Origin of the sequence: Streptomyces sp. NPDC051561 (assembly GCF_044454195.1) — a bacterium.
Lineage (GTDB): Bacteria > Actinomycetota > Actinomycetes > Streptomycetales > Streptomycetaceae > Streptomyces.
Genome location: NZ_JBITDM010000021.1, coordinates 12200 through 36416, shown reverse-complemented (window position 1 = coordinate 36416; position 24217 = coordinate 12200). Strand labels below are relative to the sequence as shown.

Here is a 24217-nt window from a genome sequence, read left to right as displayed (position 1 = left end):
CCAGGAGGACCCCCGGTGGAACCGACGCCCGACCCCATCCACGCCCCCACCCACGGCACCGCCCCCACCCCACTCTCCGTCCTGGACCTCGCCACCGTCGGTGTCGGCAGCACCCCCACCGCCTCCCTGCGCACCAGCGTCGACATCGCCAGGCTCGCGGAGGCGCGCGGGTTCCACCGGTACTGGGTGGCCGAGCACCACTCGATGCCCGGCGTCGCCAGCTCCTCCCCGGCCGTGATCCTGGCCCACCTCGCCGCCCACACCGACCGCATCAGGCTCGGCTCCGGCGGCGTGATGCTGCCCAACCACGCCCCGCTGGTGATCGCGGAACAGTTCGGCACGCTGGAAGCGATGGCCCCCGGCCGCGTCGACCTCGGCCTCGGCCGTGCCCCGGGCACCGACGGCGCCACCGCGGCGGCCCTGCGCCGCGGCGACAACCCGCACGAGGGCGCCGACGAATTCCCGCGGCAGCTGGCCGAGTTGACCCGGTTCCTGGAGGACGACTTCCCGGACGGGCACCCCTACGCCCGTATCCACGCCGTCCCCGGACCGGTGCAGGGGCACCGCAACACCCCGCAGATCTGGCTGCTCGGCAGCTCCGGCTTCAGTGCCCGGCTGGCCGGAACCCTCGGCCTGCCGTTCGCGTTCGCGCACCACTTCTCCGCGCAGAACACCATCCCGGCGCTCGACCTCTACCGGGAGTCCTTCCGCCCCTCCGCCGTGCTGGACGCGCCGTACGCCGTCATCGGCGTCTCCGCGCTGGCCACCGACGAGGAGAGCGAGGCCCGCAGGCAGGTCCTCACCGGCGCACTCAACATGCTCCGGCTGCGCACCGGCCGCCCGGGCCTGATCCCGACCCCCGAGGAAGCGGCCGCGTACTCCTTCAGCTCCGTGGAGCGTGAGTTCGTGGACAGCTGGCTGTCCAACGTCATCCACGGCACCCCGGACGCCGTCCGCACCGGCCTGGACGACCTCGCCAAGCGCACCGGCGCCGACGAGCTGATGCTGACCGCCAACGCCCACGGCGGCGACATCCGGGTCCGGAGCTACGAGCTGATCGCCGACGCGTACGGCCTGCCGACGCTCTGAGGCGCGGGCGCTCCGAGGCGCGGGACTCTCCGTGGCGCGGGGTTCGGAGGGCTCCGAGGCAGGGGGGTTTCGCGGTACGGGGCGGGGGGCGTCGTCCTGCGGCGCCCCCCACCTACCCCGCCGCCCGTTCCGCCAGCATCGCCGCGATCCGGTCCGGCGCCTGCGGCCGCGCGTACAGCCACCCCTGTCCGGTGTCGCACCCGATCCGCCGCAGCCGCGCCGCCTGCCCCGCCGTCTCCACGCACTCCGCGGTGACCGTGAGCCCCAGCCGGTGGGCGAGCTGCACCAGCGCCTCGACGATCGTCTCGTCGGCCGGGTTGGGGTGTGCCTCGTCCTGGAAGCCCCGTACGAAAGCGCCGTCCAGTTTGAGGACGGACACCGGCAGGCGGCTCAGATATGCCAGGTTCGAGTAGCCGGTGCCGAAGTCGTCGATGGCGATGTGGACGCCCATGTCGCTGAGCGCCTGGAGGGCCTGCAAGGGCCGTCCGGCCGATCCCATCACCGCCGACTCGGTCAGTTCGAGCTGGAGCAATTCCGGTGCCAGCCCGGTCTCTTCGAGGATCTCCGCCACGTCGCCCACCAGGTCGGAGTCCCAGACCTGGCGCACCGCCACATTCACCGACACGAAGAGCGGCGCGGTGCCCGGGTGATCCTGCTGCCACTGCCGCGCCTGCCGGCAGGCAGTCCGCAGCACCCACCGGCCGAGCTGGACGATCGAGCCGTCCTCCTCGGCGATGGAGATGAACCGATTCGGCGCCAGCGTCCCGAACTGCGGATGACGCCACCGCACCAGCGCCTCCACCCCCTGCACCAGCCCGCCCTCCAGATCCACCAGCGGCTGGTACTCCAGCACGAACTCTCCGCGCTCCAGGGCGGGCCGCAGGGTGGAGGAGAGGGCCTGCCGGGTCATCCGGTGGGCGTTGCGCTCGGGGTCGAAGAGCGTCCAGCGGCCCTTGCCGTCCGCCTTCGCCCAGTACAGCGTGGTGTCCGCGGCCTGCATCAGCCCGGTCGCCGTCGCACCCGCCGCGGGCCGCTCCAGAACCCCGATCGAGGCGGAGACGGACAGCCGCTGCCCCGCCAGGTCGAACGGCTGCTGGAGTGACGTCAGCACGGTCTGCGCGAGATCGGTGAGCTGCTCGGTGCCGGTCGAGTCCTCCACCAGCAGCGCGAACTCGTCACCGCCGAGCCGCGCCACCAGATGCCCGCCGCCCGGGCCGCGCCCCGCCTCGTCCGCACACCGGGTCAGCCGCGTCGCCACCGCCGTGAGCAGCCGGTCGCCGACCCGGTGTCCGAGCGTGTCATTGACCGCCTTGAACCCGTCCAGGTCGAGATAGCAGAGCCCGATCCGGCCGGTCCCGCCGCGTTCGTACGACGAGGACTCCAGCGCCGCGGAGAGCCGCTCGAAGAACAGCGCCCGGTTGGGCAGCCGGGTCACCGGGTCGTGCATCTGGAGATGCCGCAGCCGGGCCTGGAGCTCGCGCCAGTCGCTGATGTCGGACAGGGAGAGAAGGACGTTCTCGCTGTCCGGTACGGGGGCCAGGCCGGCCTCCACCCAGAGCACGTGACCGTCGCGGTGCTTGAGCCGCCGGGTGCAGCGGAACCGGGTCCGCCGCCCGTCGAGCACCTCGCGGTACGCGTGCCAGGTGCGTGCGTCGGCCGCCAGATCCACCAGCTCCGCCGCCTCGGTACCGGGCAGCTCGGCCGGATCGGCGCCGAGCAGCGCACCCAGTGCGCGATTGGCGGCGATCACCGTCCCACCCGGGGTGACCAGGGCCATTGCCAGCTGGGCCGCCCGGAAGGCGGCCCGGTAGTCGCGTGCGTCCGCGTCGTCCCGTACGACCTCGGCGTGACGCTGTGTGACGAAGGGCGGGATGTGCGGGACGGGCGGGACGAGGTCTGAGCCTGAACCGGACTCTTCGGGGATTCCGCTCACCGTGTGCTCCCGGGCGATTGAGTCGTACAGGTGTCGTCGGGTGATGTCGGGGTCCTGATGTTGGCGGTCCTGCGGGTCGGTGGGGAAGGTCGTGGCCGAACGTCGGCCGGTCGGACGAATCAACGGGGAACCGAGCGGAAGCGAGGTCGAATCCGCTGCCCTGGGGCGGATTCCACGCGGGAAAGTGTGCCGATCATAGAGGCTGCCGCAACGGCCGATCCAGCTCCGTCACCGCCGAATCCCGCTCCGGTTCGGGGCCGCCGGGTGCGCGCCCCTCTCTGGTCGATCGTTTCTGCGCGGGTGTGCCTTGACCTGCCACCCTCCTGACCGTTTGTGACTTTCTGTGATCCACCGGGGTGTCGCCGCAGGTTGCCCCGGGCACCCGAGTGGCGCACTGGAACAGGGCGTATCCACCGAAAACCCACCAACGTGGGTGAGGTGTTGCGAATTCCGCGCCCGGACGACCGGGAGGAGCCGGAGGTCCAAGTGCAGGGTCAGTTGACGCCGGGAGAGCCACCGAAGCCAGGAACGAACAGAGGGTCGACGCCCGGCGGGGGCGCGTTCGGCGGCAGTGGGCTCGGAGGTTCCAGGGTCCGGCTGCGCAGTACGGCGGCGTTCTTCACCTCGCTCGCCGCGCTCGCCGCCACCGGACTGGTCGCGGGGCCGGCCGTCGCCGCCGACCAGCCGGTCGGGCAGTGCGCCCTGCCCCGTACCTCCGCCCACCACTCCCTCGGCGTCGACACCTGGAACGACAGCTATCCGCAGCCGGTGAAGAGCCTCAGTGCCGTCATGGTCTTCCTGTCCTTCCCGGACTCCGAGCCCCTGACCACCCCCCAGGAGCTGGCCGCCGACCACTTCCCGGCCACCGAGCAATTCTTCCAGCGCGCCAGTTACGGCAAGTTCAGCCTGCGGCCGCACGCCCTGAAGAACTGGATCCGGATGCCGGCCGACTCCACGACGTACGCGATACAGCGCGACTGGAGTGCCGAGCGGCGCAGCGCCTACCTCCGCGACGCGGTGGCCGCCGCCGACGGACAGGTCGACTTCTCGAAGTACGACATCGTCTATCTGGTCGCCGACCCGGACGCCCCGGGCGTGGACTCCGACGCCACCAAGGTGGTCAACTTCGACACCCCGCTGCGCGCCGACAACACCGACATCCGCCGCATCGTCACCGTCTTCGAGAAGCACCCGCCGGACCGCAACGTCCTCGCCCACGAGACCGGCCACGTCTTCGACCTCCCCGACCTCTACCACCGCCCCACCGACGGCAAGGGCGACTGGGACACCCATGTGGGGGACTGGGACGTCATGGGCAGCCAGTTCGGGCTCGCCCCCGAACCGTTCGGCTGGCACAAGTGGAAGCTCGGCTGGCTGGCCCGCGACCAGGTCGCCTGCGTCCCCTGGGGCACCACCACCCGCCTCACCATGGACCCGCTCACCGCGCCCGCCCCGCGCGACGGCCAGCGCGGCGGCACCCGCCTCGCCGTCGTGCGCACGGGAGAGAACACCGCGCTCGCCATCGAGGCCCGCGGCGTCTCGGGCAACGACCGTGGCGCGTGCGTCCAGGGCGTACTGATCTACCGGGTGCGCAACGGCACGGCCTCCGGCGGCGGCCCCATCGAGGTCGTCGACACCCACCCGCGCACCGAGGCCTGCTGGGACCGCTCGGTCTACCCGCCGCTGGCGGACGCCCCGCTCGGCGTCGGCGAGACGTACACGGTCACCGACCAGAACACCCGGGTGAAGGTCGCCGACCGGACCGGCTCGGGGGGATGGGTGGTGCAGGTCACGACGGGCTCGCCACCCCCGGCGACGTAGCACCCGGTGTGGGTACAGACACACGAAAAAGCCCCCGAGCCGAAGCTCGGGGGCTTTTTCCGTCTGTGCGCCGCCAGGGACTCGAACCCCGGACCCGCTGATTAAGAGTCAGCTGCTCTAACCAACTGAGCTAGCGGCGCCTGCTGACGTCGTAGACATTAGCACCCTGATCGGCGGGAGGAAAAATCGATAACCGCGACGCCCGCACGCACGCCCAGAACAGCACTTCCGCCCCCGGCAGCCAGGGATGGCGCACATCCGGCGCCACCACCCAGCGCGGTCCCTTGCCCGCCCCGGGCGCCAGCGCCGGCACGGTCACCGCGTCGCCCGTCCCGTGACACAGGAACGGCGGTACGTCGTCGGCACGGGGCTCCCACTCCAGCAGGGCCGGCAGCCGCTGGGCGGTGCCGGGGGAGGCGAACAGCAGCATCCGCCCCTGCTGCACGGCCACCGGCCCCGATCCCGGCCCCTCCGCCCACAGCGCGTCGAGCATCCGGCGCCCGAAGACCGCGGGCACGTTGACCACGTCGAAGACGGTCCCGCAGGGCAGCACGGCAGGCGCGGTGGGGCGCGCCTCCCAGGCCGACAGGGTGGAACGCGGATACGAGGACGCGGAGACGAGCCAGGCGGCACCGGGGGAGGTGACGTGGTCGAGCGGGCTGCTCTGCGAGTGGCTGTACCGGGGGGCCGCGGGTGTGGGGGCGTGAGTGGTCATACACCCAGGTCTACGGGGGGTAAGGGTTCCGTTTCTGTGAGTTGCCGGAAACCGGGACAAGGCGGGGTGCGGGGGAGTATCTTGCCGCTCGCGCATATGCCAGCCGCTTTTCTCCGGTGGCGCTTGCCCTCGCGGCCCCTGCCCGGAGCCCCCTCTCGAAGCCCCTCCCCGGAGCCCCTCCTCAAGCCCCTCCCCGGGTGCTCTTCCCGGGAACTTCCTCCCCGCCCTACTTCGGCGGCTGGCAGCGCAGCAGATCGCGTCCGAAGTCGACCATCTTCATCGCGTAGTCCTCGGTCCAGGCCGCACGCTCGGCGATGTCCGCGGGTGTCAGCCGGTCGAACCGCTTGGGATCCGCGAGCTGCGCCGCCGCGATCGCCTGGAACTCGACCGCCCGGTCGGTGGCCGCCCGGAACGCCAGCGTCAGCTCGGTGGCCCGGGACAGCAGCTCCCTCGGGTCCTCGATCGACTCCAGATCGAAGAAGTGCTCGGGATCGGCGGCCGCCTCCTCGGGTTCGAAGAGCAGCGGCACGGGTCGCAGCCGCCGCTCGGGCCGCTCGGTCTCCGCCATGTGTCGTTCCTCCCTCTCTCGGCCACCCTGGGGGCGAATGGCCACCCTCCATTGTCCGGGTCGGCGCAAGTGGGCATTGACGGGTGCGGAACGCACCCCGCGCCGTGCCGCCGGCTACCGGTACCGCACCCGATGCTCCGAAAGGTGCTCCAGCACGGAGTGGTTCGCCTCCCATCCGTCAGGGAACTTCACCGTCACACCCAACTGCACCGGCTCCGTCGACGGATGCTCGTCGAGGAGCTCCCCGACGCCCTCCCGGCACACCACGATGCACGCGTGACGGTGACGCGAGGCGAGGACGCACAGCCGCCCGGTCTCCAGGTGGAACGCCGTCGCGTCGGGGCGGCCCGACAGTGGGTGGAGAACGACGGTGACGTCGAACTCGCGGCCCTGGAGGCGGTTGGCGGTGTCCACCGCGACGCCGGTGACGCCGAGTGCGGCCAGCGCGGCCCGTACCGCCGCCGCCTGGTCGCGGTGGGCGGTGCCGACCGCGATGCGGTCCGCGGTGAGGGGCGTGGGGTCGGCGGAGCGTTCGCTCACCGCGGCCCCGCCCCGGTCGAGCAGACGTCGTACGACCAGAGCCAGCGCCCCGACGGCCTCCGGGTCGGTGCGGGGGGTGTGCCGGGCGGGCAGTTCGAGCAGACCCCACCCGGAGTGCGCGGCCTCGTCGGCCACCCGGTCCACCGCCGACCCGTCCGACGGAACACCGAAGGTCAGCCGCCGGTCCCCGGGACCGGTGCCGCTGCGGAACGGCGTGTACGGGTAGAACGCGTCCGACACCAGCGGCGCCGCCGAGGCCGGCAGCCGCCAGGACACCGGCAGCCGGTGCTGCGGCAGCTCCGGATTGTGGGCGAGGAGGGTGGAGACCGCGCTCGCGGACGGGTCGTAGGCCAGCCCGGCCCACTGGTCGGCGCCGACGACGGAGAACGGGTCGAGCTGGCCGGGGTCGCCGACGAACAGCGCCCGCTCGAAGAGGCTCGCCACGGCGAGGAGCGCGTCCGAGCGCATCTGGTACGCCTCGTCCACGATCGCGTGCCGCCACGGCTCGACACCCTTGACATGGGCCCACTTCGCCGCCGTCGACAGCACGATGTCGAGTCCCGCGAGATCGGCCGCCTTCGCGGACTTCTTCACCTGGGTCAGGTCGTCGAGCGCCTTGTCGTACGGGTCGGAGTCCGAGCTGTGCAGGCGGCCCACGGGGAGGTCCGGCTGCTTCTCGGCGAGGCGCAGGACCAGGTCGTCGACCTGCGCGTTGGTCTGCGCGACGACCATCAACGGGCGCCCGGCGGCTGCCAGTTCGAGGGCGGCACGGACCACCAGGGTGGACTTGCCGGCTCCGGGCGGGGAGTCCACGACCACACCCCGGTGGGTGCCGTGCAGGGTGTCGTGCAGGATCGCGGCGGTCGCCCGGGCGGCCTCGGCGCCGGGGTCGAAGTCGGGGCCGGAGTACGGGGAGGGGCGGTTCACAGGATGTCCTCGGGGTGCTCCGCGGATACGGGGAGGGGCCGGGCGGCGGCTTCGGCGTCCGGCGGCCCGCCGTGGGTCCACGGGGTGTCCTGTGGGTCGGGGAGCTGGGGGCCACCGCGCTGGTCGTGCTCGAAGAGGGTCCAGCAGATGCGGTCGCCGCGCTCGGGGACGGTGCCGGGGGCGGGGTCCTTGGAGCGGCCCATCCCGTTGAGGACGCGCAGCACCAGGGCGCCGCCGGGCGTCCGGGTCACGAACTCGGCGTGCTGCGACTTGCCGTCGTCCGTCGCCCGGAACACCTTCACGCCCTCGTCGGCGAGCTGCGGAGAATCGTCGGTGGTGACGGTGACGAGGGGACGGGGGCTGGGGCGCCTGGTCTCGGTCCAGGTCATCTCGACGTCGATGACCTCGCTGGTGAAGGCCTCTCCGGCCAGTCGCCGGGAGGCCATGACGAGCGGATCGTCGAGTGCCTCCTGGGCCTCCAGCCGACCCTGTTCGGTCTCCCGGGCGGCGAGCTTCTGGGCGGCGCCGACGGCGTTGTCGATCGCGGGCTGCGGGGGCTCGCCCGCACGGACCCGGTCGCGGTGCCCGGTGAACGACCAGCGGTCGCGGTCCCAGCGGGCGGTGGCGCGGGGGCCCTCGGGGAGGGTGCGCAGCAGGTCGAGGGAGCGCCAGGTGGCGTGCCAGGTGGGGAGGAGCTGGGCGGCGAGGAGGTCGCGGATGTGGCGTTCGGCGGCGGTGAGCTGACCCAGGCGTAGATCGGCGGACTCGCCGTCCTCGGCGGCGGCGAGGTTCTTGCGGGCCAGGTCGTAGGCGTCGATGGCCGGGGCGAGGAGGTGGTTGTCGAAGGCGGGGTCGGTGGCGGGTCCGGCCGGCGGGCACAGGAGCTGCCCGTGCTCGTCCCTGCCGGTCTCGGCGCGGCGGGCGGCGTCCGTGCCGCTCTCGCCCTCCGGCGGGTCGACCCAGGCCAGCAGCGCGCCCAGGTGCAGGTCCTCCAGGCTGCTCTGGCCGGTCGCCCAGTGCCGGGCGAGGAGGTCGGTGGCGGCGAGGAGGAGGGAGGCGCCGGGGACGCGGGCGCGCTCGCCGTAGTGGGTGAGCCAGCGGCCGAGGAGGGGGATGTGGGGAGGGGCCGGGTAGGGGGTGTCGGGGTCCTGTTCGGCGGTGCGGCGGAAGCGGGTGGAGCGGCCGAGGAGGCGGAGGTAGTCGATACCGGCCCGGCTCGGGACGATCAACTGGGGTGCGTCCAGACAGAGTTCGACCTCCACCTTGACGCGCTTGCCGGTCTCCGGGTCGGTCTCGTTGCGCTCGGCGGGCTCGACGTGGTCCGCATAGGAGTCGACGTACGGCAGGACGGCCTCGGCCAGCTCGGCGAGGAACGCGAAGCGGAGGTCGCGATCGCGGGGCTGGGCGACGGCGAGCAGCCGGGGCTTGTCCCGGTCGGTCCCGACCAGCGCCCCGAGCGGCGCCCCGGCCTCGCCCGCCGTGGTCAGCGGCACGACCACCATCGGCCGCTCGGACAGATGCCGATGCCGGACAGTCGCAAGCACCTGCGCGCGCCCACTACGAGTGGCTTCGAGCCGCGCAAGCGTGTTGATGAGGGACATGAAGTGGATCCGGGTCCTTCCTCTTACCGAGGGTGAGGTGGGGTGGAGTTGTTACCGGGAGCCCTGTCGCACTGGTGCCGGACACAGCCCCACGTGGCCCTGTGGGCGCTGGTGCCGCCCTCAAGGGGCGGGACGGGTGGGCGCGGGGCGGCCCCGGCGGACGCCGCCCCCTCGTTCCCGCCCCGCCCCCGTAACCCCGCCCTCCTAGGACCGCCCCGCCGGCCCCAGCACCTCCGCCCGAAGCCCCGCCGCCCGCCGCAACGCCGCCACCGTCGGATCCGACGGATCCCCCGCGCGCCCCTGGGCCGCGTCCAGCACCGCCTCGACCGTCGTCAGCCCCCCCAACTCGCCCCGCACACTCCGCCCCAGCGACTCCACCGCCCCCGCGTCCCGCGCCTGCTCACGGCAGTGGAACGCCAACTCGCAAGCCGCCAGGCACTCCGGCGCATACGCCGCGTCCACCGCGGAGACCGCCTCCGTCAGTTCCTCCGGCCCGCACGCCGGATCGAAGGTGGTCCCGGGCGGCAGTGCCGCGGCCAGCTCCTCCACCCTCCGCATCCGGCCCAACTGCCTCCGTGTCACAGACAGTTGCTTGCGTACGTCCACCGCGGACCCGGTCGGCAGGTTCGAGAAGTCCTTGGGGCAGACCAGCAGCACCCGGTGCCCCACCTCCGCCCCCGCCACCTGCGCGGCCACCCGCTCCAGTGCCAGCACGTACACCGCCGCCTGCCGGGCCGCCGCCCCCACCTTCGCCGGGTCGGCCGAACCGTCCAGCATCGGGAAGGACTTGATCTCCACCACCGTCCAGTGCCCGTCCGGATGGACCACCACCGCGTCCGGCTCCAGATACACCGGCGTACCCGCCACCTCCAGCGCCAGCATCGGGTGGTCCAGCAGCGTCCACGCCTTCGCCGCCGTCGCCTCCCGCAGTGCGAGCGCGGTCCGCGCCGTACGTCCCTCGGGGCCCGCCGCCGAGACGTCCGGGGTCAGCGCCCCGGCCGGGTCCTCGACACCGAGCAGCCGCAGCAGTTCCGTACCCCCGTCCGACTTCACCCGCGCCTCGAACGCGTTGCCGCGCATGAACGCGAACTGGGACTGCCCGAAGGGCGCGGGCGAGCCCAGCGCCTGCGCAAGGACCGCCTTGTTCACCCCCGCCCCGTCCAGCAGAGCCCGCCGCTCACACCCCGGATTGGCCGCCAGCGCGGCCAGCGCGCGGGCGTCCAGCGGGTGCGGGGCGACGGTCGGACCGCGCAGTTCGGCCAGCCGCTGCCGGACCGGAACAGCCCTTTCGCCCAGGTGCTGACCTTGTGCGTGCGGAGGTGTGGGTTCGGGTCCGCTGCCCAGGGATGCGTTCACCCTCGGAAGTCTCGCATCCGCCACTGACAACACCCCCGCATCCGCAGTTTCCGCCCGTGGGCGATGATGGGAAGCGCCGGACCTCAAACCGGATGCTTCACCTCATATCGATTCATCTTTTCGCACCCCATATCGCTCAGCGCCCAGGGAGAGAACGCCATGGCACCCCGCATCCTGCTGGCCCGGCACGGTCAGACGGAGTGGTCGCTGTCCGGAAAGCACACCGGACGGACGGACATCCCGCTGCTCGAAGAGGGCCGCCGCGGCGCGGGGCTCCTCGGCGAACGCCTGCACCGCGCCCCCTGGAACGGCCTCCCCGGCGTCGAGGTCCGCTCCAGCCCCCTGGTCCGCGCCCGCGAGACCTGCGACATCGCCGGGTTCGGCGACCGCGCGCAGAACTGGGACGCCCTGATGGAGTGGGACTACGGCGCCTACGAGGGCCTCACTCCGGACCGGATCCACGCGCAGCAGCCGGGCTGGATGATCTGGCGGGACGGCGCCCCGGACGGCGAGACCCTCGCCGATGTCACCGCCCGCGTGGACGGGGTCATCGAGTGGGCCCGCTCCGCCGACCGCGACGTCCTGGTTTTCGCGCACGGCCATGTGCTGCGCTCCATCGGCGCCCGCTGGCTGGGCCTCGGCATCGGCTTCGGCGCGCACATCCGCCTGGAGCCGACCTCGCTCTCGGTCCTCGGCTGGGCGTACGGCGAACCGGCCGTCGAGCGCTGGAACGACACCGGCCACCTCGACGCCCAGGCCTGAGACCGCCAGGGGCCCGCACGAGATCCAGGATCCCCGTCCCCGCCCGGGAATCGCGTCCCCCGGAAGGCAGGCCCTCAGCCCCGCCGCACCACATTCGCGTGCCGGGACAGGAACGCCCCGATCTCCGGTGAGCGCCGGTGCGGCAGCAGGGTGCGGATCGTCCCGGCGAGCATGGTGTGCACCCGGGAGGACTGGACCTGTTCGAGCAGGTCCAGGACCCGCTGGCCGACTGCCGCCGCCTCGTCGGGGACGCCGGAGCGGGCGAGGTCGTCGGCGAGTTCGGCGTTGTAGAGCGCCAGGTTGCGGGCGAAGTGCGGGTCCTGGAGTTCGGCCGCCCGGTGCGCGTACCGGGCGGCCCGCCGCCAGTTGCCCAGGGCCGACCAGCACTGCGCCTCCAGACCGGCCAGTTCGGCGGGCCCGAAGAAGGACATCCACTCGGGGTCGTCGTCACAAGCCCCGCACTGGAACAGCGACTTGGCCCGCACCAGCGCCTCGACGCAGGCCGTACGGTCGCCGAGCGCGGCCCAGCCCCCCGCCTCGCGCAGCGTCAGCAGGGACATCAGCCGCATCGAGCCGAGCCCGCGCGCCACCCGCAGCCCGGCCTGCGCCGACCGCAGCGCCTCGCGCGGCCGGCCCGCGTCCCTGGCCAGGAACGCCATGTTGCAGAAGGCGTGCGCCTCAAGTCCGCCGTCCCCGGCCACCCGTGCGGTGGCCAGCGCCTCCGCGTAGTGCGAGCGCGCCTCGTCGAACCGCCCCGAGTCGTGCGCCAGCCACCCCACCGACAGCGCCAGTTCACCCGCGCCGGAGTGCAGTTTGTCGGAGACCGTGCGGCGCACCGTCCCCGCGTCGAGCAGGGCGTACGCCGCCTGGAGGGGCTTGTTGGCGTGCCGGTAGAGCGCGTCGGCGCCGTGCCGGTCGTCGAGCAGCCGGATCTGCCGCACCGCCCCCTCCACCGCGAAGGCCTCGCTCTCGCCGCCCCGTCGCCATGAGGGGGCCGGTCCCGGCCCCGGCATGGTGATCGAATGATCCTGGTGCCTCGGATGTCCGGGCGTACCCGCCCGGGCGGGGCCCATTGAGCCGAGCGTGGCGGCACTCGCCACGGTGGCGGAGCCGCTCGTCATGAATGCGCGACGCAGCACGTCGCTCTCCTCGTCGATATGGGACATGGTGGTTCGGCCGGGCGCGTCACCGGGCGGTGCACCGAACCGCGGCGTACCGGGGCTTGGTGTACCGGGGTGCGGTACGGGCGCCTGGACGCTTTTGCGCGCCCTCCGTCCCCGTACCGCCTCCCTGGCGGTGAACCCGAGTTCCGTCAGCGTCAGGCCGGGGAACATGTGCAGGAAGACCCGCTCGTACGCGTAGTTGGGGCAGCGGATCTCGCCGGCCTCCACCCGCCCGATGTACCGGGCGTCGCAGGCCACTTGCTCATTGATCTCGCGGGCGGCCCTGCGCACCGCGGCGGCGAACTCCCCCGGCGAGCGGTGTCCCCGCAGAGCCCGGAAGGCGAGGTTCGGTTCGGTCGGCCGAAGATTCGTGGGTGACGACGCCATGGCCTGGCCCTCTCTGGCGGATGGTGCTGCCGGGGCGGATGCGTGACGAAGCAGGCTCTGACCCCGGACGGGGCACGAACGTACCGGCTGTGACGGGTTGAACACGCGGAGTTTGCCTACAAACCGGATATCTCATCCGTGATCTGCCATGAACTGCCATCCTTTGCGGCGACGCGTTGCCGTAGCCGTTGACGCCGTCGCCGCGTTGACAGGGGACGGAGGGGGTGCGGCTCCCTCCCGAACGAGGAGGATTCCCTTGTTGGAGGCCGGCACGGAGATCGTGGAAGCCAGCCCGCAGCCCGCGGCGACATGTGTTCCGCGCGACTCCGCACCACCCACCTCGACGGGCCCGGCGCCCCGCGCGACCGCCGCCCCCCGCACCTCGACCGCCCAGCACAGGCCCACCCACGACTTCAGCCCCGCCCCCGACCATGGCCGGGCGCCGGGCCCCGCCGAACCGCTGGACCTGGTCACGGTGCCGGCCCGGCAGGGACTGGAGGCGGTCGACATCCTGCAGCGCGCGGCGGCCACCTCGATGTGGTCCGGCGCGGCGGGGGCGGAGACGTTGGCGGCCGGGCCCACAGTCGGACCGGTCCTGCACGACGGACCGTGCGACACGCTCGGCTTCCTGGTACCGCCGGGCACGGCGGACTGCTGGGACCTGCCGGGGAGCGCGTGTACGCAGACACTGGGACGGGGCGTCTCCTTCGGGAACCCGGGGCCGGGCGGTCCGGGGGACGCGGGCGGCCCCACGCCGGTCGCGGCGGGCAGGCCCGCAGGCGCCCCGGAGTCCGCTCCTCCGGTTCCCGAGCCTCCGGTCAACGGCACGGGCTGGCTGCTGCCCCCCACGGACACGGATCACGTCACCGACCCCATGGTGCTGCGCCGGGCGCTGGGCGAGGCGGCCAGGCTGATCGAGGCGGCGGACCGCTGCCGCTGACGGGGGCGCCCGACAGCGGCCGGCGGGGGGCGCCGGCCCGGCGCCCAGCGGGCCGGGGGTGGCACGGCGACGACGGCGCCCCCGCGCACGCCGGGCCACCAGGGGGCCCACCAGGAGTGGGACCCCCACCAGGCCACCTCCGCCCCTCGCCCCGATACTGGCCAAGTGGCGAAGAAGAGCACCAGCAGGCGGCGTGACCGCGCATCCTCCCCCGAGGCGGTCGTCGAGAAGGTCGACGGCGGTCTCGCCGAGCTGATACCCGACCGGGACCGCCCCCGGGGCTGGACGCTGCTGCTGGACGGGGCGCCCCAGTCGCACGTCGACCTCGACGACCCCGCCCATCTCGACTTCGCGTACCAGCGCCGCCTCGGTCACATCGTCGACCTGATCGCCCCGCCCAAGCAGCCGCTTCAGGTGCTGCACCTCGGCGGTGGCGCCTTCACCATGGCGCGATACGTCGCCGCGACCCGCCCCCGCTCCGCCCAGCAGGTCGTGGAGATCGACGGGCCGCTCGCCCAACTGGTGCGCCGTGAGCTGCCGTTGGACCCGAATGCCCGGATCAGGGTGCGCGGCGCGGACGCCCGCGAGGGGCTGGCGAAGCTGCCCGACGGCTGGGCGGACCTGATCATCGCGGATGTGTTCAGCGGGGCCCGCACCCCGGCCCATCTCACCAGCGCCGAGTTCCTCGCCGACGTACGGCGGGTGCTGAAGCCGCAGGGGCACTACGCCGCGAATCTCGCCGACGGCCCCCCGCTGGCGCATCTGCGCGGCCAGATCGCCACCGCCGCGGTCGTGTTCCCGCAGCTGGCACTGGCCGCCGACCCCGCCGTACTGCGTGGCAAGCGGTTCGGGAACGCCGTACTCCTCGGCTCCGAACTGACCCTGCCGCTCGCCGAGTGGACCCGGCGGGTGGCTACCGACCCGCACCCCGGGCGGGTCGAGCACGGGCGGGACCTGGCCGACTTCACCGGGGGAGCGACGGCCGTGACGGACGCGCGCGCCCGGCCCTCGCCGATGCCGCCGTCGTCCGTATTCAAGTGACGCAGCGGCACGTGACTGGCGTCAAGTGACGTAATCCGTAAGAGGGTTGTTCGCGCGTGTGCGCACGCGTCCAAGCGACGCACATCGCCTCAGGACTTGATGATCTCGACCGCCGGCGGATGGTCGTGCCAGGTGCAGAACACCGACAGCTTCGCCGCGCCCGCGGTGAACTCCACCCGGATCCACGACGGGTTGTTCCACACCTGCATCGCCCACCCGGCGGCCGGAATCGCGTACACCAGCTTGGCCGAGTCCTTGCCCATGGAGAAGACCACCCGGCCCGCCTCCGTGTTGACCACCTTGACCTGGCCGGACGGCTTGGGTGAGGCGGGCAGGGCGGGGGTGCGGGAGGGGGACCGCGGTGGGGTGCGGCCGGCCGGCGTCTTCGAAGGGGACGGCTTCTCCGCGGTCGGGGTCCGCGAGGGGCGGTGGGTGGAGGAGGACTGCGGGCTCGCCGACTGAGCCGTACCGTCGCCGCTCCCCATGGCGGGCAGCGAGCGGCCGGAAGGGATCGGCAGGGCGCGCGGCGGGTCGTACGCGGTCCCGGCCATCACCGTGTGCACGCCCCACCACGACAGGGTGACCGCTGCGCCGGTGGCGAGCAGCCAGGCACCGGAATGTATGAGTCCTCGTCGCATTCACGCCATCCTGCCCCACGCGCACCACCGCTGTCCCACGGGGAGGAGAGGGGAGGCGCCGCCCCCGGGGATGCCGGGGGGCCGAATGGCGTACGGTGCCGTTCCATGGCAAGTGTGCTCGTGGTCGAGGACGACCAGTTCGTGCGCTCCGCCCTCATCCGGCACCTGACCGAGGCCTCGCACACCGTGCGGAGCGTCGGAACGGCCCTGGAGGCGCTGCGCGAGGTCGCCCATTTCCGCTTCGACGTGGTGATCCTGGACCTCGGTCTGCCGGACCTCGACGGGTCCGAGGCGCTGAAGATGCTGCGCGGAATCACCGACGTACCGGTGATCATCGCCACCGCGCGGGACGACGAGGCGGAGATCGTACGGCTGTTGAACGACGGCGCCGACGACTATCTGACGAAACCTTTCTCGGTGGAGCACCTGTCCGCGCGGATGGCGGCCGTACTGCGCCGCTCGCGGGCCTCCGCGGGCGCCGAGCCGCCGCCGCGGGAGATCCGGGTGGGCGGGCTGGCCATCGACCCGCTGCGCCGGCAGGCCGAACTCGACGGCATCCGACTGGATCTGACCAGGCGGGAGTTCGACCTGCTCACTTTCCTTGCGGGTCGGCCCGGGGTGGTCGTACCGCGCAAGGAACTTCTCGCAGAGGTCTGGCAGCAGAGCTATGGCGACGACCAGACTATTGATGTGCATTTGTCGTGGCTCCGTCGCAAGTTGGGTGAAAACGCCGCCAACCCCCGCTATCTGCACACCCTTCGGGGGGTCGGAGTGAAGCTCGAACCACCGGGTGCCCTCGGGTGAGGTGGGCGCTGGTCAAGGTGTGCCTGGCCGTCACGGCGATGGTCGTGGTGGCCTTCGCGGTGCCGCTCGGGCTGGTCATCAAGGAGATGGCGGAGGACCGCGCGTTCTCCGGCGCGGAACGGCAGGCGGCGTCCATCGGCCCGACCCTCTCCATCACCACCGACCGCGAGGAGCTGGAACGGGCGATCGCGATCACCGAGCCGGGCGGCAAGGGCTGGATGGCGATCCATCTGCCCGCCGTGCGCGAGACCGACAGGGGCGTGCAGGCGCAGGAGGTCGGCACCCGCCGTGCCTCGGTCGCGGACGTGGCGGCCACCCGGCGGATCGGCCGCGCGTACACCGCGCAGGCCCCCGGCGGTTCCGTCCTGCTCCAGCCGACGGCCCTCGCCAGCGGCAGCATCGCGGTCGTCGAGGTCTTCGTCCCCGAGGAGAGCGTCAGCAACGGGGTCGGCACCGCCTGGCTGGTCCTGGCGGGCGTCGGTCTGGCGCTGATCGTCGGTTCGGTGGCGGTCGCCGACCGTCTCGGTGTACGGATGGTCCAGCCCGCCCAGCGGCTGGCGGGCGCGGCCCAGGACCTGGGCGAGGGCAGGCTCGGCGCCCGCGTCCCCGAGGACGGCCCCACCGAACTCAAGTCCGCCGCCGTCGCGTTCAACTCGATGGCGGACCAGGTCGTCCAGCTCCTGGCCAACGAACGCGAACTGGCCGCCGACCTGTCCCACCGGCTGCGCACCCCGCTCACCGTGCTGCGCCTCAACGCGGCCTCCCTCGGCGAGGGCCCCGCCGCCGATCAGACCCGCGCCGCCGTCGAGCAGCTGGAGCGCGAGGTCGACATCATCATCCGTACCGCCCGCGAACAGCGCCCGCAGACCCAGCCCGCGACCTCCCCGGCCGGTGGCTGCGACGCCTCCGAGGTCATCCGCGACCGGATGGCGTTCTGGTCCGCCCTCGCCGAGGACGAGGGCCGCGAGGTCCGTCTCGCGGGGGTGGATCGCCCGGTCCGCATCCCGGTCGCCCGCCCCGATCTGGCCGCCGCCCTGGACGCGCTGCTCGGCAACATCTTCCGGCACACCCCCGAGGGCACCCCGTTCTCCCTCGACGTCCACAACGGCGAGGACGCCGTGATCGTCCTGGTCTCCGACGCGGGCCCCGGCATACCCGACCCCGAGGCCGCCCTCGCCCGCGGCAACAGCGGCGAGCGGGCCGGCTCCACCGGCCTGGGCCTCGACATCGTCCGCCGCGTCGCCGAGTCCACCGGCGGTGACGTCCGCCTCGGCCGCTCGGTCCTCGGCGGCACGGAGGTCCGGGTCTGGCTGGCGCTGCACGGCGGCCGCACGGGCGAACGACGGGGCCACCGCGTGGTCCGCCGCCGGAGGCCCTCGGCCCGGAAGGTCGCGGGCGCGTCCTGAGACGGCCCCCGTACCCCCGCTCCCGGTGACGCACCGGACCGCACTCCGCACGACGTACTCCCGCTCCACACCCCCGAAGTGCTTGCCGCATCCCGTCGTAACCCCTATAACTGGTTACGGAATTCCTGCCGCAACTCGCCCCCGGTCCGTGTCACTTGGAGCCCGCCGTGCCCGCAGACCCCACCCCCGCCGTCGGCTGGAAACTCGTCGTCGACTGCGCCGACCCCCACGCCCAGACCGCCTTCTGGTCCCAGGCCCTCGGATACGTCACCGAGGAACACGGCGCACTCATCGACCAGCTGCTCTCCGCCGGGCAGATCACCGAGGACCTGACCCTCACCACCCCCGACGGCGGCCGCGCCTGGCGCGCCCTGGCCGCCGTCCGCCACCCCGAGGACCCCGTCCAGGACTTCACCGGCATCGGACTCGGACGCAGGCTGCTCTTCCAGCAGGTGCCCGAGCCCAAGCAGGGCAAGAACCGCCTCCACATCGACCTGCATTTCGGCCCGGAAGGACGGGACGCGGCGGTGACCCGGCTGGAGGGGCTCGGCGCGAAGGTGCTGCGCGAGGTACAGGAACCGGGTACACACCACGTCACGATGGCCGACCCGGAGGGCAACGAGTTCTGCGTGCAGTGACCGGCGTCCCCGATCAACTGTGTCCCCGACAACCAGCGTCCCCGGCAGCCGGTGTCCCCGACAACCAGCGTCCCCGGCAGCCGGTGTCCCCGACAGCCGGCGTCCCCGACAGCCGGTGTCCCCGAGAAGAAGCCCCACCCGAGGAAGTGAGCACCGTGCGCCTCGACCACACCTTCCCCACCGCCTCCGGCGAAGTGCGCTGGGCCCGCCTCGGCGACCCGGCGGGCCCGCCGGTGGTGCTGCTCCACGGGACCCCGTTCTCGTCGTACGTCTGGCGGGCGCTTGCCCGCACCCTGGCCGCGCGCGGGCACCAGGTGTACGTGTGGGACATGCCCGGCTACGGGCAGTCGGCGATGTACGAGGGCCAGGACGTCTCCCTCGGCGCCCAGGGGCGCGTCTTCGCCGACCTGCTCCGGCACTGGCAGCTGCCCGCCCCGCCCGATGTCGTCGCCCATGACTTCGGCGGCGCGACCGCCCTGCGCGCCCACCTCCTGCACGGTGCCCGCTACCGCCGCCTCGCCCTGGTCGACCCGGTCGCGCTCGCCCCCTGGGGTTCCCCGTTCTTCCGGCTGGTCGGTCAGCACGCCGACGTGTTCGACCGGTTGCCCCCTCATCTGCACGCGGCGCTGGTACGGGAGTACCTCGGCACCGCATCGTCCCCGGGCCTCCACCCGGCCGTCGCCGAGCAGCTCGCCGCCCCCTGGCTCACCGAGGCCGGGCAGTCCGCCTTCTACCGGCAGATCGCCCAGTCCGACCAGCGCTGGACCGACGAGATCGAGGGCCGCTACGGCGAAATCACCGTGCCCGCCCTGGTGTGCTGGGGTGAGGACGACAGCTGGATCCCGGCCGAGCGCGGACGCGCTCTGGCGGCCCGCATCCCGGGCGCCGCGTTCGTACCGGTTGCGGGCGCCGGCCACCTCGTACAGGAAGACGCCCCGGCCGAACTGGCCGGGGCGCTGCTGGACTTCCTCACCCCGCCCCAGAGGGCCGGACGGGGTCACCCGCTCACGACGTGAGGTGATGTGCCGCCGCGTCCTCCACCAGCCGCTTGAACTGGCCGAGGTCGTAGTTGGTGAGGGTCTTGTCCAGGTTGGTGAGTGCGCCGAGGTGTTCGATGAAGCCGTGCGGCTCGTACTCGATCTGGAGCGTGACCCGGCTGGTGGTTGCGCTGAGGCGGTGGAAGGTGACGACGCCCGCGTGCTTGACGCCGGCCGTGGTCTTCCAGGCGATCCGGTCCTCCGCCACCACCTCGGTTAGTTCGGCGGTGAAGGCCTTGTCGGCGCCCGGCAGCGAGAGCCACCAGGTGAAGGTGTTGGCGTCGATCGGGTCCACCCGCTCGACGTGCGAGAGGAAGGTGGGCCACTGCGTCACATCGCTCCACAGTGCCCAGCTGTCCGACACCGGGGCGTTGACGTCAATGGTCTCGACGATCGAGGACGACATGGGTGCTTCCCCTCCTGAGAATTCTGCGAACTCTGTGACCTGCGATGATCTGCGTTCCCGGGGCGAGTACCCGAACAAAGTGACCAAATTCCTCGCGTAATCAGAAACACCTGGGGCACACGAGAACTCCACAGGATGCCGAAAAGCCGGCTTCCTCAGGGAGGGAATACACACCATGTTGCGAGACAAGAACGGTCTTCGGGTGGGCGCCTTGGGTATCGCGGGGGTTCTCGCCTGTACGTCACTCGTCGCCTGTGGAAGCGACACCAAGAAGGATCCGGGGGCCAGGTCCGCCGAGTCCTCCGGTGCGCCGAAGAGCCCCGGCGCCTCCGAGGACGGGACCAGCGCGGTCCGTTCGGCCTCGGACAAGACCACCGAGGCGGGCAGCGCCAGGATGGTGATGCGCACCCAGGTCAGCAGCCAGGGCAAGACCGTCTCGGTGGACGGCCAGGGCGTGCTCGACCTGAAGTCCGGTACCAGCGCGATGAGTCTCACCGCCGAGGGCGAGAAGATCGAGCAGCGCGTGGTGGACCAGGTGCTCTACCAGAAGCTCCCGCCGAAGGCGCAGAAGGACTCCGGTGGCAAGCCCTGGATCAAGGTCGACCTGAAGAAGCTCGGAACCCAGAACGGCTCCAACCCCCAGGTCAGCGACCCTGCCGCGAACACCGCCTTCGCCAAGAACATCATGGACAAGGACGTCAGCAAGGTTGGCACGGAGAAGATCGGCGACGCCAACACCACGCACTACAAGGTGAAGGTGGACGTCTCCAAGCTCCAGGGCGGCAGCGAGCTGAAGAAGATGGTCGGACCGACCCTGCCGATGGAGCTGTGGATCGACGACGAGGGCCGGATCCGTCGCCAGCAGATCGATATGACGATGACCGTTCCCAAGGGCCAGGGCGCCGACTCCGCCACCCAGGAGAAGGCCACCTCGCGCACCGTCATCGAGTTCTCCGACTTCGGTACGAAGGTGGACGCCCAGCCCCCGGCCGCCGCTGAGACCACCGACATGACGGACAAGATCGCCCAGCAGCAGGGCAAGAAGGCCTAGCCCTCAGGGGTACGCCGGGGGGCGGCCAGGGGTACGCCGAGAGGGTGCGCCCCCCCGTACCGCGCCCCCCCGGCCCCGCCCGGGCCGCTACTCCGCAGCCTCCTCCTCCGGCAGCACGCCCGTCCGCGCCACCTCCGCGTACCACCGTGCGCTCGACTTCGGGGTGCGGACCTGCGTCTCGAAGTCCACATGGACCGCACCGAACCGCTTGCCGTAGCCGTACGCCCACTCGAAGTTGTCCATCAGCGACCACAGGAAGTAGCCGCGCACATCGGCCCCGACCGCCAACGCCTTCTGCACGGCGGCCAGATGGGCCCGGAGATAGGCGATCCGCTCCGGGTCGTGGACGACGCCCTCCGCGTCCGGCTTGTCGTCGTAGGCGGCGCCGTTCTCGGTGATGTAGAGCGCCGTGCCGGGGGCCTCCTGCCCGTACCGCACCAGGAGTTCGTACAGTCCCGACGGGTCGATCGACCAGTTCATCGCCGTCCGCTCGCCGGGCGGCTGGTGGAAGGCGACGCTCTCGGCGGCCGGCCAGGGGGAGTGGTCGCTGGCGCCGTGGCCGTCCGAACGCGGGGCGTCCGGGTCCGCGGCGTGCGAAACCACCGCGGGTGTGTAGTAGTTGATGCCCAGCATGTCCAGGCGCTGGTGGGCGAGAGCCTCGTCGCCCGGCTCGACGAACGACCAGTCGGTGAGTGACGCCGTGTCCGCGAGCAGGTCCTGCGGGTACGCGCCGTGCAGCAGCGGCCCCGAGAAGATCCGGTTGGCGAGCGCGTCGATCCTGCGGGCGGCGTCCGCGTCGGCCTCGGAGGAGGTCAGCGGGCGGACCACGCTCGGGTTGAGGCTGATGCCGACACGGGCCCGGGCCGGCAGCGATGCGCGCAGCGCCTGGGTGCCAAGACCGTGGGCCAGGTTGAGGTGGTGGGCGGCCCGCAGCACCGAGACGTGGTCGGTGCGGCCCGGGGCGTGGACCCCCGAGCCGTACCCCAAAAACGCGCTGCACCACGGCTCGTTGAGCGTGGTCCACAGCTCGACCCGGTCGCCCAGCGCCTCCGCGACCAGCCCCGCGTACTCCGCGAACCGGTAGGCGGTGTCCCTGGCCGGCCAGCCGCCCGCGTCCTCCAACTCCTGGGGGAGGTCCCAGTGGTAGAGGGTGAGAGAGGGGGTGATGCCGCGGTCGAGGAGGTCGTCGACCAGGCCGCGGTAGAAGTCCAGGCCGCGCTGGACGGCAGGGCCCCGGCCGGTCGGCTGGACGCGCGACCAGGAGACCGAGAAGCGGTAGGCGCTGAGGTTGAGGTCCGCCATCAGCGCGACGTCCTCGGCCCGCCGGTGGTAATGGTCGCAGGCCACGTCCCCGGTGTCACCGTTCTCGGTGCGGCCCGGGGTGTGGCTGAAGGTGTCCCAGATGGACGGCGTACGGCCGTCCTCGCGCGGCGCGCCCTCGATCTGGTAGGCGGCGGTGGCCGAGCCCCACAGGAAGCCCGCCGGAAAGCTCGCAGCAGAAGGCATGGTTCAACTCCCGGAAGAGAAAAGGTGGTTGAGAAGAGATACGGGTCAGCCCTTGACCGCGCCCTGCATGATCCCGCCGACGATCTGCTTGCCGAACAGCACGAATGCGATCAGCAACGGCAGGGTGCCCAGCAGCGCGCCCGCCATGATCACCGACTGGTCGGGGATGAAGCCCCGGCCGAGACCGGTCAGCGCCACCTGGACGGTCGGACTGCCGTTCTGGGTGAGGGCGATGATCGGCCAGAAGAAGTCGTTCCAGGCCATCACGAAGGTGAGCATCCCCAGCACCGCCATCGCCGGCCGGGCCGCCGGGAAGACGATGTGCCACATGACCCGGATACTGCTCGCCCCGTCCACCCGGGCCGCCTCGATCAGCTCGGTCGGCAGTGCCTCGTGAAGGTACTGCCGCATGAAGAACACCCCGAAGGCGCTCACCAGCGTCGGCAGGACGACGGACTGGAGCTGGTCGGTCCACTCCAGCTTCGCGATCATCATGTACAGCGGTACGACGCTGAGCTGCGGCGGCACCATCATGGTGCCGATCACCAGCAGCAGCATCAGGTTCTTGAAGCGGAACCGCAGCTTGGCGAAGGCGAAGCCGGCGAAGGTCGAGAAGAGCACCGTGCCCAGGGCGACCGAGCCCGCCACAATCGTGGTGTTGAGCAGGGCCGTGCCCATGTTGGCGTCGGTCCACGCGATACCGAGGTTCTTGAACAGGTTCCCGCCGAACCAGAACGGCGGCGGGGTCTGCGCGAGCCGGGTGTTGTTGCGGGACGCGGCGATCGCCGTCCACACCAGGGGAAAGAGCGAACCGACCGTGAAGACGATCAGGATCGCGTACGTCAGCTTCCCCGCGTACCGCTGCCGCCCTGCCTGGTGGACCCCGCGGCTGCCACGGCCCCCGCGTCCTTTGCGGGCACGCTTCGGCTCGGCGTCCTCGGGCTCGCGCACCTCTCGTACGGCCGTCGTGCTCATGACCGCGATCCCTTCTCGCTCTTGGTCAGGCGTCGCGAGATCAGCCAGTTGACCAACCCGATCAGCACCAGGATCAGGAACATCGTCCAGGCGATGGCCGAGGCCCGGCCCAGGTGCAGGTTCACCCACCCCTGCTCGTACAGGTACAGACCCAGCGTCTGGAACTGGTGTTCCGAGCCGCCTGTGGCCCCCGCGCTGCCGCTGAACAGCAACGGCTCACCGAAGAGCTGCGTCGCGCCGATCGTGGAAACGACCACCGTGAACAGGATCGTCGGCCGCAGCGAGGGGATCGTGACGTGGCGGAACTGCTGCCAGCGCGAGGCCCCGTCCAGCTCCGCCGACTCGTACAGGTCGGGGGAGATGGCCTGCATGGCGGCCAGGTAGATCAGCGCGTTGTACCCCGTCCACCGCCAGATGACGATGGTGGAGACGGCCAGTTGCGAGGTCCAGTTGCCGTTCTGCCAGTCGACGGGATCGATGCCGAGCATCCCGATCGCCCAGTTGATCATTCCGTAGTCGCGTCCGAAGAGGAGCACGAAGACGAGGGTGGCCGCGGCCACGGACGTGGCGTACGGGGTCAGGACCGCGACCCGGAAGAACGAGGAGCCGCGCAGTTTGAAGTGCAGCAGATGGGCGATGCCCAGGGCGATCACCAGCTGCGGGACGGTGGACAGGATGCCGATGGTGACGGTGTTGCGCAACGCGTTCCAGAAGAACTCGTCGCTCATCAGCCGGCTGAAGTTCCTCAGCCCCACCCAGTTCATGTCGGTCGGCGCGGTCAGCTCCACCTGGTGGAGTGACGCCCAGCCGGTGTAGAGGAGCGGGAAGAGACCGAAGGCGACGAAGAAGACGAAGAACGGCGCCACATAGGCGTACGGACTGAACTTCATGTCCCAGCGGTAGCGGCGGCTGC

At 72.0% G+C, this 24217-nt stretch carries 22 protein-coding genes and 1 tRNA gene; 10 read left to right on the top strand and 13 right to left on the bottom strand.

Going from position 1 to position 24217, the window contains the following annotated elements:
• The first annotated feature begins 15 nt into the window (after window positions 1–15).
• On the top strand, window positions 16–1089 hold the full coding sequence (locus ACIA73_RS32895) for an LLM class flavin-dependent oxidoreductase (RefSeq protein ID WP_399442545.1): 1074 nt from the start codon (window positions 16–18) through the stop codon (window positions 1087–1089).
• A gap of 112 nt (window positions 1090–1201) precedes the next feature.
• Here ACIA73_RS32895 and ACIA73_RS32890 read toward each other — a convergent pair whose 3' ends face one another.
• Window positions 1202–2962 carry a putative bifunctional diguanylate cyclase/phosphodiesterase gene (locus ACIA73_RS32890; RefSeq protein ID WP_399442649.1) on the bottom strand — a complete coding sequence of 587 codons (1761 nt, stop codon included), beginning with the start codon at window positions 2960–2962 and terminating at the stop codon, window positions 1202–1204.
• 657 nt (window positions 2963–3619) lie between these two features.
• Here ACIA73_RS32890 and ACIA73_RS32885 point away from each other — a divergent pair.
• Entirely contained in the window at window positions 3620–4843 is a 1224-nt protein-coding gene (locus ACIA73_RS32885) for a M6 family metalloprotease domain-containing protein (RefSeq protein ID WP_399442648.1), read from the top strand.
• Between the two features lie 66 nt (window positions 4844–4909).
• Here ACIA73_RS32885 and ACIA73_RS32880 read toward each other — a convergent pair.
• From ACIA73_RS32880 to ACIA73_RS32855, 6 genes are all read right to left on the bottom strand, one after another.
• Window positions 4910–4983 (bottom strand) — tRNA-Lys (locus ACIA73_RS32880).
• Window positions 4974–5558: a bifunctional DNA primase/polymerase gene (locus tag ACIA73_RS32875; RefSeq protein ID WP_399442544.1), complete on the bottom strand. Its 585-nt coding sequence runs from the start codon at window positions 5556–5558 to the stop codon at window positions 4974–4976. The genes ACIA73_RS32880 and ACIA73_RS32875 overlap by 10 nt, the downstream gene beginning before the upstream one ends.
• Before the next feature lie 226 nt (window positions 5559–5784).
• Window positions 5785–6126: a hypothetical protein gene (locus ACIA73_RS32870; protein ID WP_399442543.1), complete on the bottom strand. Its 342-nt coding sequence runs from the start codon at window positions 6124–6126 to the stop codon at window positions 5785–5787.
• Window positions 6127–6240: 114 nt separating this feature from the next.
• Entirely contained in the window at window positions 6241–7593 is a 1353-nt protein-coding gene (locus ACIA73_RS32865) for an AAA domain-containing protein (protein WP_399442542.1), read from the bottom strand.
• On the bottom strand, window positions 7590–9194 hold the full coding sequence (locus tag ACIA73_RS32860; protein WP_399442541.1) for a hypothetical protein: 1605 nt from the start codon (window positions 9192–9194) through the stop codon (window positions 7590–7592). The genes ACIA73_RS32865 and ACIA73_RS32860 overlap by 4 nt, the downstream gene beginning before the upstream one ends.
• A gap of 204 nt (window positions 9195–9398) precedes the next feature.
• Complete coding sequence (locus ACIA73_RS32855; protein ID WP_399442540.1) at window positions 9399–10550, bottom strand: hypothetical protein; 1152 nt, start codon at window positions 10548–10550, stop codon at window positions 9399–9401.
• A gap of 159 nt (window positions 10551–10709) precedes the next feature.
• On the opposite strand from ACIA73_RS32855, the gene ACIA73_RS32850 reads away from it, so the two are divergent.
• A complete protein-coding gene (locus ACIA73_RS32850) occupies window positions 10710–11312 on the top strand; it encodes a histidine phosphatase family protein (protein ID WP_399442539.1) in 603 nt (200 codons plus the stop codon).
• 74 nt (window positions 11313–11386) lie between these two features.
• Here ACIA73_RS32850 and ACIA73_RS32845 read toward each other — a convergent pair whose 3' ends face one another.
• On the bottom strand, window positions 11387–12862 hold the full coding sequence (locus ACIA73_RS32845) for a tetratricopeptide repeat protein (RefSeq protein WP_399442538.1): 1476 nt from the start codon (window positions 12860–12862) through the stop codon (window positions 11387–11389).
• 259 nt (window positions 12863–13121) lie between these two features.
• Here ACIA73_RS32845 and ACIA73_RS32840 point away from each other — a divergent pair, with 259 nt between their 5' ends.
• Together ACIA73_RS32840 and ACIA73_RS32835 are read left to right on the top strand one after the other, a co-directional pair.
• Window positions 13122–13802, top strand: a complete 681-nt coding sequence (locus ACIA73_RS32840) for a hypothetical protein (protein ID WP_399442647.1) — start codon at window positions 13122–13124, stop codon at window positions 13800–13802.
• 165 nt (window positions 13803–13967) lie between these two features.
• The gene (locus ACIA73_RS32835; protein WP_399442537.1) at window positions 13968–14843 is read left to right on the top strand and encodes a spermidine synthase; all 876 of its coding nucleotides are present in this window, start codon (window positions 13968–13970) and stop codon (window positions 14841–14843) included.
• A gap of 89 nt (window positions 14844–14932) precedes the next feature.
• On the opposite strand, the gene ACIA73_RS32830 is transcribed toward ACIA73_RS32835, so the two are convergent.
• Window positions 14933–15481, bottom strand: coding sequence for a hypothetical protein (locus ACIA73_RS32830; RefSeq protein WP_399442536.1), 549 nt, complete (start codon window positions 15479–15481; stop codon window positions 14933–14935).
• Between the two features lie 105 nt (window positions 15482–15586).
• On the opposite strand from ACIA73_RS32830, the gene ACIA73_RS32825 reads away from it, so the two are divergent.
• The 4 genes from ACIA73_RS32825 (at window position 15587) to ACIA73_RS32810 (ending at window position 19345) form a co-directional block, all read left to right on the top strand.
• Window positions 15587–16285 carry a response regulator transcription factor gene (locus tag ACIA73_RS32825; RefSeq protein WP_399442535.1) on the top strand — a complete coding sequence of 233 codons (699 nt, stop codon included), beginning with the start codon at window positions 15587–15589 and terminating at the stop codon, window positions 16283–16285.
• Window positions 16282–17691, top strand: a complete 1410-nt coding sequence (locus tag ACIA73_RS32820) for an ATP-binding protein (protein ID WP_399442533.1) — start codon at window positions 16282–16284, stop codon at window positions 17689–17691. Before ACIA73_RS32825 ends, ACIA73_RS32820 begins: the two co-directional genes overlap by 4 nt.
• Window positions 17692–17858: 167 nt before the next feature.
• Window positions 17859–18329: a VOC family protein gene (locus ACIA73_RS32815; RefSeq protein ID WP_399442532.1), complete on the top strand. Its 471-nt coding sequence runs from the start codon at window positions 17859–17861 to the stop codon at window positions 18327–18329.
• Window positions 18330–18475: 146 nt separating this feature from the next.
• A complete protein-coding gene (locus tag ACIA73_RS32810; protein ID WP_399442531.1) occupies window positions 18476–19345 on the top strand; it encodes an alpha/beta fold hydrolase in 870 nt (289 codons plus the stop codon).
• Here ACIA73_RS32810 and ACIA73_RS32805 read toward each other — a convergent pair.
• Window positions 19335–19772, bottom strand: coding sequence for an SRPBCC family protein (locus tag ACIA73_RS32805; RefSeq protein ID WP_399442530.1), 438 nt, complete (start codon window positions 19770–19772; stop codon window positions 19335–19337). The two genes, ACIA73_RS32810 and ACIA73_RS32805, sit on opposite strands and share 11 nt — an antisense overlap.
• Window positions 19773–19947: 175 nt before the next feature.
• Between ACIA73_RS32805 and ACIA73_RS32800 the strand changes: the two genes are divergently transcribed.
• Entirely contained in the window at window positions 19948–20823 is an 876-nt protein-coding gene (locus ACIA73_RS32800) for a hypothetical protein (RefSeq protein ID WP_399442529.1), read from the top strand.
• Between the two features lie 87 nt (window positions 20824–20910).
• On the opposite strand, the gene ACIA73_RS32795 is transcribed toward ACIA73_RS32800, so the two are convergent.
• The 3 genes from ACIA73_RS32795 to ACIA73_RS32785 are packed head-to-tail and all read right to left on the bottom strand — an operon-like array spanning window position 20911 to window position 24194.
• Complete coding sequence (locus tag ACIA73_RS32795; RefSeq protein WP_399442528.1) at window positions 20911–22329, bottom strand: GH1 family beta-glucosidase; 1419 nt, start codon at window positions 22327–22329, stop codon at window positions 20911–20913.
• Window positions 22330–22374: 45 nt separating this feature from the next.
• Complete coding sequence (locus ACIA73_RS32790; protein ID WP_399442527.1) at window positions 22375–23304, bottom strand: carbohydrate ABC transporter permease; 930 nt, start codon at window positions 23302–23304, stop codon at window positions 22375–22377.
• The gene (locus ACIA73_RS32785) at window positions 23301–24194 is read right to left on the bottom strand and encodes a carbohydrate ABC transporter permease (protein ID WP_399442646.1); all 894 of its coding nucleotides are present in this window, start codon (window positions 24192–24194) and stop codon (window positions 23301–23303) included. Before ACIA73_RS32785 ends, ACIA73_RS32790 begins: the two co-directional genes overlap by 4 nt.
• Window positions 24195–24217: the final 23 nt, after the last annotated feature.